11 protein-coding genes are annotated in these 7100 nt (G+C 59.4%); 7 read left to right on the top strand and 4 right to left on the bottom strand.

The features are described 5' to 3' along the window. Nucleotides 1-315, bottom strand: a 315-nt coding sequence (locus EN893_RS12195; RefSeq protein ID WP_164900816.1) for a LysR family transcriptional regulator, incomplete at its 3' end; no start/stop codon positions are given. A gap of 134 nt (nucleotides 316-449) precedes the next feature. Between EN893_RS12195 and EN893_RS12190 the strand changes: the two genes are divergently transcribed. Then, nucleotides 450-1166 (top strand): SDR family NAD(P)-dependent oxidoreductase, encoded by a 717-nt coding sequence (locus tag EN893_RS12190; RefSeq protein ID WP_127268848.1) that lies wholly within the window; start codon nucleotides 450-452, stop codon nucleotides 1164-1166. A 129-nt stretch (nucleotides 1167-1295) separates the two neighbouring features. Here the strand turns inward: EN893_RS12190 and EN893_RS12185 are convergent, their stop codons facing one another. Next, nucleotides 1296-2057: a GNAT family N-acetyltransferase gene (locus EN893_RS12185; RefSeq protein WP_127268847.1), complete on the bottom strand. Its 762-nt coding sequence runs from the start codon at nucleotides 2055-2057 to the stop codon at nucleotides 1296-1298. A 195-nt stretch (nucleotides 2058-2252) separates the two neighbouring features. On the opposite strand from EN893_RS12185, the gene EN893_RS12180 reads away from it, so the two are divergent. Then, a complete protein-coding gene (locus tag EN893_RS12180; protein ID WP_127268846.1) occupies nucleotides 2253-2939 on the top strand; it encodes an RNA methyltransferase in 687 nt (228 codons plus the stop codon). Nucleotides 2940-3053: 114 nt separating this feature from the next. Here the strand turns inward: EN893_RS12180 and EN893_RS12175 are convergent, their stop codons facing one another. Further along, complete coding sequence (locus EN893_RS12175) at nucleotides 3054-3542, bottom strand: RidA family protein (protein WP_127268845.1); 489 nt, start codon at nucleotides 3540-3542, stop codon at nucleotides 3054-3056. A gap of 188 nt (nucleotides 3543-3730) precedes the next feature. Between EN893_RS12175 and EN893_RS12170 the strand changes: the two genes are divergently transcribed. From EN893_RS12170 to EN893_RS38645, 4 genes are all read left to right on the top strand, one after another. After that, nucleotides 3731-4417 (top strand): TetR/AcrR family transcriptional regulator C-terminal domain-containing protein, encoded by a 687-nt coding sequence (locus EN893_RS12170; RefSeq protein ID WP_127268844.1) that lies wholly within the window; start codon nucleotides 3731-3733, stop codon nucleotides 4415-4417. Between the two features lie 133 nt (nucleotides 4418-4550). Continuing rightward, nucleotides 4551-4751, top strand: a complete 201-nt coding sequence (locus EN893_RS12165) for a hypothetical protein (protein ID WP_127268843.1) — start codon at nucleotides 4551-4553, stop codon at nucleotides 4749-4751. After that, a complete protein-coding gene (locus EN893_RS12160) occupies nucleotides 4723-5694 on the top strand; it encodes an SDR family oxidoreductase (protein WP_127268842.1) in 972 nt (323 codons plus the stop codon). Before EN893_RS12165 ends, EN893_RS12160 begins: the two co-directional genes overlap by 29 nt. A 40-nt stretch (nucleotides 5695-5734) precedes the next feature. Then, nucleotides 5735-5884, top strand: a complete 150-nt coding sequence (locus tag EN893_RS38645; protein ID WP_127268841.1) for a hypothetical protein — start codon at nucleotides 5735-5737, stop codon at nucleotides 5882-5884. Nucleotides 5885-5944: 60 nt separating this feature from the next. Here the strand turns inward: EN893_RS38645 and EN893_RS12150 are convergent, their stop codons facing one another. Continuing rightward, nucleotides 5945-6451, bottom strand: coding sequence for a ferritin-like domain-containing protein (locus tag EN893_RS12150; RefSeq protein WP_127272261.1), 507 nt, complete (start codon nucleotides 6449-6451; stop codon nucleotides 5945-5947). Between the two features lie 228 nt (nucleotides 6452-6679). Between EN893_RS12150 and EN893_RS12145 the strand changes: the two genes are divergently transcribed. After that, nucleotides 6680-7100: HAD-IIB family hydrolase (locus EN893_RS12145; RefSeq protein WP_128361553.1), on the top strand; the 421-nt coding region annotated here is incomplete at its 3' end.

Raw genomic sequence — 7100 nt, 5'->3', positions numbered from 1 at the left:
GCTCACTCGGACGGTAAATGTCAGTTCGAGCGACGCGACGTCCATATGCGTGATCTGCGGCCGGAGCACTGCTTGCACGTCCCGCGCAAGCTCATGGACGCGCTCGCGCAGTTCGGCAGCGCGCGGTGTCGGCACCAGGCCTCGCCCGGCGCGAACGAGCAGCGGGTCGCCTGTTGCTGCCCGAAGTCGCGTGAGCGTCCGGCTCATGGCCGATGCGCTCAAGCCGAGGCGACGGGCTGCCCCTGTCACGCTGCCCTCGGCGAGCAGCACATCCAGTGCGACGAGAAGGTTCAGGTCCACATCAACATTGGTCATGACCTGAGCCTATCCCAGCCGCGTCGCCAGACATAGCGTTTGATGCAACCATACTTTGACTTTGATGCGTCTGGCGCCCTGCGCACGGCCGCTTATATCGGCTGTCGGACCAACATCGAAAGCTACCAACTCTCATGCCCAAACACATTCCGAGCGACCCAGCTCGCACAATCCTCCTCATTGGCGCATCGCGGGGCCTCGGCCATGCCATGGCGGCCGAGTTCCTAAAAAAGGGATGGAATGTCGTCGGCACAGTTCGCGGCGGCGGAACCCGGACCTTGCTGCACGATCTGGCAGACGAGCATGCTGGCCGGGTCGAGATAGAGACCCTGGACATCTGCGAGCCCGACCAGGTTGCGGGCCTGCGCCAACGCCTGACCGGCAAGATGTTCGACATGCTGTTCGTTAACGCCGGAACGACGAACAACGAGACGGATACGGTCGGGCAGGTGACGACCGACGAATTCATCCGGGTCATGCTCACGAACGCGCTGAGCCCGCTGCGCGTGATCGAGAGCCTCGATGACTTTGTCGAGGCGTCCGGGTTGATTGGCGTGATGTCGTCTGGACAGGGCAGCGTCTGCAACAACACGACCGGCATGCGCGAGGTCTACCGCGGCAGCAAGGCCGCCTTGAACCAGTATATGCGCTGCTACGCAGCCCGGCACGCGGGCGAGGCCCGTTCGATGGTCCTGATGGCGCCGGGCTGGGTTCGCACGGAGTTGGGCGGCCCGGGCGCACGGCTCACCATCCAAGAGAGCATTCCCAGCCTTGTGAACGTGCTCCTCGCAAAACGGGGAAACCCCGGCCTGGAATATCTTGACTATCTCGGCCGCACCGTTCCCTGGTGAAATCGCGGGCTGTGATGAAGTTCATCGGCATCGAAGATGTTAAGCTAGGCCAGCTGTTGTAAAAGGAGAGGGCTCTGACCACCGATCAAGCTGAAATCCACTATAAATCAGCATGATGCGAATAAACCCTCATACGGTCTTCCGGCTCCTTGACGCAAATATCAGCAGCGTTCCGATCCGCTCGTAGCCCATCCGGGGATAAAGCAGCGCCCCGGCGTGGGTTGCAGCCAGCGCCGAGTACCTCGACCCACGCGCCCGATCGTCGTGCAACATTCTCGACATCAAAGCCTGGCCAATGCCGCGACGCCGGTGCGACGGCTCGACATACATGCTCGAACACCATGTGGCTCCCAGGGCATCAAGGCTGCGTACGCGCCCAACGATATCGGCGCCATCGACTGCCACATACTGACGGAATGGCGCGCTGTCGCCGAGCAAATCGTCTGGGATCGGCTGCCTGCGGATGATCTTTCCCAACTGCGCCGCCCGTTCGGCTGTCTGCACGCGTTCGATCGAAGCAACCGCCGGCGGGCTGGGAATGCGGCGCAATCGGTGGACGAAAAAGCCTTCGGTCCGAAGCAGCCGGTAGCCGAGAGCTTTGTAGGCAGTTCGTGTCGGCCCGTCCGGATCCTCGTGCGCGATCATAACGGAAATGGCAAAGCCCGGCCGTGCATGCTGCCGCACGATGGCATCGGCCTGTTGAGCGGCGACGTCATGGACGACCCATTCTTCGCCGCGGTAGTCGCGAGGATTCTTGCGCTCGGCGTCGCGCATCAGCCACAACGGCCCAACACGGCGGGCCACGTAAGGAAAGGTGCGGCTTCTGTCGGCACTGAAGCCATGCACGAACACTTCGATCGCCGCTTCGATCCCGCTGTTTGCCATCTTCATTTCGACAGCCTAGGGTTGGCTATCCGCTCAAGGCAATACGCCACGAGCGCTCAAGCCTATGAGAATCAGCGGCAATTTACAGTTCCTGGCCCATGCGTCAGTTCCATAATCTATCTTATGCGACTTCCTGATGTGGCGGCGATAGAGTCGCCACGGGCCTTGGATTCAGATGCGCCTCTGGTAAGAACCTCTCTCATGGAAACCCTTGAGGCTCAGAAACCCAGAGTATCGGTTCGCAAGCGTGCGGCTGCGGTCAAATCGTTTCGCTGCAAGAACTTGGTAGCCGTTGTCGAAGATCCGAATGATATCAGGAACATCGGAACGGTAATTCGAAACGCAAATGCCCTCGGCGTTGAAAGAGTCTATATCGTCGATCCACGCAAAGCACTTCCTGATGACTGGCAGCAAATGCGCCAACGGAAATCGCTTTCGGAAACGTCTGTATCAGCCGTCAAATGGACGTTTGTGAAACGATTCGACAGCACTGACGCCTGCCTCAGCCATCTGGAAAAACATGGCTTTGTGTCCGTCGTCACGTCGCCGCATATAATGGGAAAGACCAGCGTTTTCCTGCACGAGGGCGATTATACCCAGCACACCAAACTCGCTGTCTGGTTCGGCAATGAGAAACGGGGCATCAGCACCCTTGCGGTCGAGCGCAGCGAGATGTGCGTAGCAATTCCAATGTTCGGGATGATCGAGAGCCTAAACCTCGGAACCAGTTCGGGTATCGTACTCTACGAAATCGCGAAACAGCGACGCGAGTATCAGAGCAAATACCGCCGCGGTAGCCGGAAGGGAAAACGCGCTGAGCCACTACCTACTGTAATGCGTCGGGAAATTGGCGGCTTTGCTTCGAGCGAAACCGAAGGACAGACCTGAGCTGACGCGAAGCTCAACCGACCGTTGGCCGGCTCTACTTCCGTATAATGGCTCCGGATGTGCGGCTGTCGGCGGCGCGCTCGACCCGTTTCAGTTTGTGGGGCGATCTCGCCCCTACTCCAGAATGACCACGGCTTCCACCTCGAAAAGCATGGGGTCGATTGCAAGCTTGGGAACGGGAACCAGTGTCTGCGCCGGCAGCGCCTCGCCGAACATGTCCTTGACGTTCCTGGTCAACACATCGAGCTTGGACATGTCGTGGTCGACCACGAAGACCGTGAGCTTCGCCACCTGATCCGGCCTGGCGCCGATGCCCTCGAGCGCCGCATGCAAATTTGCGTAGGCCTGCTTAACCTGGACGGCGAAATCGGGTGACAAGGCTCCTGTGCTGTCTTGGCCGCCCTGCCCGGAGATGTAGGCAATCCGAGCTCCGCGCGGTGCGATCACGTCGGTGCTGTAGCCATTCGGCGACGGGTCGTAGAGCGTCTGTGGATTGACGATGGTCAGCTTGAGGTCGTTCCCAGTCGCTGTAGCCGCAGCGGAAACTGCCATGGTCATGATAATTAGCCCTCCGGTAAGCAGATGCTTGATTGCGCGTGACATGATTTCTCCTGGCTCTGCTGACTGCGAATAACGCACTCGCGGCCGGCATGAACTTTAACCAGATCGCCCATACGATGAATCGTGCGATGTACGAGTCATCGTATGGTACGTCGTACTAGTCAAGCGATCAGCGTCGACATTCCTGACGGTGCCTGCCAAAATCGACGTTCGGCCAGCAAGGAAGACAGATGGCAGCCAAACCCCGCAGTGCCAGCAAACGATCGCAACGGACAAAGCTTCCACCTATGCAGGAAGCGAGCAGCGAGCCGCCGCTGTCTCGAGAGCGTATCGTGGCGATCGCGGTGGAACTGCTGGACGCCCAGGGCATAGACGGAGTGACAATGCGTCGGCTGGCCGATCGCCTCGGCTCGGGTGTGATGAGCCTATACTGGCACGTCGACAACAAGGAGGATGTCTTTGATCTAGCACTCGATTCGGTGCTCGAATATCGCGCATCGCCCGAAACAGGTGAGTCTCCGGACTGGCGCGGAGACGTCGTTCATATGCTCGAAAGCTGGCGCGCCAGAATGTTGCGCCATCCTTGGTCGGCATCGCTGTTGCCGCGACGGGCGCTTGGCCCGAACATCCTCAGTCGCCTGGAAATGCTGAGCAAGACCTTGTCGAGAGCCGGTGTTGCGGACGCGGATCTCAACGCCGCGATTTGGTCGCTCTGGAACTATGTGATGGGCGCCACCCTCACCCGGGCAAGCTTCGACCTCTCGGAAGAAGACAGAGCAGCCGCACAGCCGCGTCTTACACATCTCAGCGAACACTACCCGACAATCGAACGCTCTCGTCTGCTGTTGGACAACGATTGGGACGGCACTTTCCGAAAAGGCCTGGACTTCCTGCTCGATGGCCTCTCGCCAAGATAGATTCCGACGGCTACGCTTGGAGCAGACCGGATGGCGCTGCTTTGCGCACGCCAGTTTGACGCAATAGCTTCCCCAATCCACATCATCACATTTGGCTCGCTGCCAAGGCGGCACAGGCAACGGGCAAGCCCGGATGCTCGATCCCATCGGCGGCGGTGGCTGGCGCGGCTGCATTGCAGCTGAATTGGTGCAACTGGCGATGTCGTTGTTACGCATTGCCAAACGCTGGCCGGAATCTCTCGATCTTTTGCGCAAACCTTTTTGCCTGACATGCGTTGTTTCCTCTCCAAGCCAAGGAGACGATCATGCAGATGAAGTCGGAAATAGCCGGTGAAGCGGCCAAGCAGCGCCATATCCAACGTGGCGTCGATGCCAAGGACAAATCGAAAGGCGATGGGAAGCAGCAAGGCGCCATGCAGGCTGGCGCCCGTGAATATCCCGAGCCCCCCTTCCCCGAGCAACATCAGCCCAAACCGGGGCACGAATGGGCACTAGAGCCGGAGCCTTTGTATGATGCGCCGTACTATCTCGGATCGAAAAAACTCGACCAAAAGGTAGCACTCATCACGGGCGGCGATTCCGGCATCGGCCGCTCGGTGGCGGTGTTGTTCGCCCGCGAGGGCGCCGACGTCGCGATCGTCTATCTGGCCGAGGACAAGGATGCTGAAGAGACCAAATCAGCGGTGGAAAAGGAGGGACGACGCTGCATCCTGGTCAAGGCCGATGTCAGCGAACGCAGCCACTGCCACAAGGCGGTCATGGAGACCGTTGAAAAATTCGGCCGCATCGACGTGCTGGTCAACAACGCCGCGTTCCAAATTCATTCCAGCGATTTCGGCGAGCTGACCGAAGAACATTTCGACACGACGCTGAAGACCAATCTTTACGGCTATTTTCATATGGCGCAGGAATCGGTGCCGCACATGAAACCCGGTTCGGCGATCATCAACACCGGTTCGGTAACCGGTATCGACGGTTCAAAACAACTGGTCGACTATTCGATGACCAAGGGCGGCATCCATGCCTTCACGCGGGCCTTGTCGGGAAATCTCATCGGCAAGGGCATAAGGGTGAATGCGGTCGCACCGGGGCCGGTGTGGACGCCGCTCAATCCGTCGGACAAGGAAGCCGACGACGTCTCGAAATTCGGCGCGGACACGCCAATGAAACGACCCGCGCAACCGGAAGAACTCGCGCCGGCCTATGTGTTCCTCGCTTCGCCGCACTGCTCGAGCTACATCACCGGCGAGATCTTGCCGGTCGTCGGAGGGTACTGAGGATGGCCGAAACGAAATCCGTAACCAAGGAGTAGGATGGATGGGCCGTCTACTTTTCATGGTGGCGCTCGCTTGCGTAGCGTACCGCATCTACACGGAAACAGCAGGATCTGCTCGGCATGTGCCGCAGGATGACGATGAGGCGCTGCGCCAGCAATCAGCGGCCTTGGGCGTCGACCCGTCTCGCTGACGGAGTGGAAACCTGCCGGCAATCCGGCCGGCCGAGTTACCAGCCGGCCGGATCGCAGCCTTATTCGGCTGCCTGCAGGTTGATCTTGCTTTCCGCCATTTCGGTGAGCTTGCGATCGGTCGCCTGTTCTTCCCTGAGGTTCTTGGTCAGCACATTGGCGCAGTCCGTGCGGCCAAGTTGCTTGGCCCAGGCGATGAGCGTGCCGTAGCGGGTCATCTCATAGTGTTCGACGGCCTGCGCCGAAGCAATCAGCGCCGCATCGAGAACCTCCTTGTCATCGACGTCACCGCTCACATCGTCGGCCTCCTCGAGAATGCCGTCGATTGCCGGACAGTTGACCTCCTTGGCCTTGACGCCATGCAACTCAAACACCTCTTCGACGCGCTCGATATGGCCTCTCGTCTGATCGAGGTGTTTTTCAAATCCGGCTTTCAATTGCGGGTCGGTTGCCTTGTCGATCATCTTCGGCAGCGCCTTCTCGATCTGCTTTTCGGCGTAATAGATGTCGCGCAGCGTGTGCACGAAGAGATCGTCGAGTGTCTTGATGTCCTTCGAAAAGAAGCCCATGGCCTTACCTTTCATTGCGCTTGGTGTGGATTTCGGCGACGGGGTTTGCACGCCGCCAGCAAAGACCGGGACGGTTCCCGGCTTGTCTGGTCAACGTACCGGCACCGAAGGAGTTCCTGATTTCCGAGGGCGAACCGCCCTTCTCCAGACCTGCGATCCGGTCGGTGGGGAGCCTTTGTCTCAATCGCACGTTCTAGCCGGGTAACCGGAACGAGAAGGGTCGGCGGAATGTATTTCATTGCATTGGCGGCAGACTATGACGGCACGCTGGCTCATGATGGGATCGTCGCCAAGAAGACGCTCGCCGCGCTTGAGCGGTTCAAGAAAAGCGGCCGCAAGCTGGTTCTCGTCACCGGGCGTGAACTGCCCGATCTCAAGCGCGTCTTTCCCGAGCTTAGCCTCTTCGACAAGGTCGTCGCTGAGAATGGCGCGATGATCTACACGCCGGCAAGCGAGGAAGAACGGGTGATCGCCCCATCGCCCGAGCCCAAATTCGTCGCCAGATTGAAGCGGCAGGGCGTCAAGCCGCTTTCGGTCGGGCGATCGATCGTCGCGACTTGGGAACCCCATCAGGCGACCGTGCTCGATATCATCAAGAAGATGGGTCTCGAACTGGAAATCATCGTCAACAAGGGCGCGGTGATGATCC

Source organism: Mesorhizobium sp. M7A.F.Ca.CA.004.04.2.1 (genome assembly GCF_004022825.1).
In the GTDB taxonomy this organism is placed as follows: Bacteria; Pseudomonadota; Alphaproteobacteria; order Rhizobiales; family Rhizobiaceae; genus Mesorhizobium.
Note: the sequence above shows the minus strand (reverse complement) of the source record. Positions and strands in the feature narration are given on the sequence as shown.

Bases quoted from the DNA above. Each gene is read 5' to 3' on its own strand.
- EN893_RS12170 (WP_127268844.1), top strand. From the start codon at position 3,731: ATGGCAGCCAAACCCCGCAGTGCCAGCAAACGATCGCAACGGACAAAG.
- EN893_RS12185 (WP_127268847.1), bottom strand. From the start codon at position 2,057: ATGAAGATGGCAAACAGCGGGATCGAAGCGGCGATCGAAGTGTTCGTG.
- EN893_RS12165 (WP_127268843.1), top strand. From the start codon at position 4,551: ATGCTCGATCCCATCGGCGGCGGTGGCTGGCGCGGCTGCATTGCAGCT.
- EN893_RS12190 (WP_127268848.1), top strand. From the start codon at position 450: ATGCCCAAACACATTCCGAGCGACCCAGCTCGCACAATCCTCCTCATT.
- EN893_RS12175 (WP_127268845.1), bottom strand. From the start codon at position 3,542: ATGTCACGCGCAATCAAGCATCTGCTTACCGGAGGGCTAATTATCATG.
- EN893_RS38645 (WP_127268841.1), top strand. From the start codon at position 5,735: ATGGGCCGTCTACTTTTCATGGTGGCGCTCGCTTGCGTAGCGTACCGC.
- EN893_RS12160 (WP_127268842.1), top strand. From the start codon at position 4,723: ATGCAGATGAAGTCGGAAATAGCCGGTGAAGCGGCCAAGCAGCGCCAT.
- EN893_RS12150 (WP_127272261.1), bottom strand. From the start codon at position 6,451: ATGGGCTTCTTTTCGAAGGACATCAAGACACTCGACGATCTCTTCGTG.
- EN893_RS12180 (WP_127268846.1), top strand. From the start codon at position 2,253: ATGGAAACCCTTGAGGCTCAGAAACCCAGAGTATCGGTTCGCAAGCGT.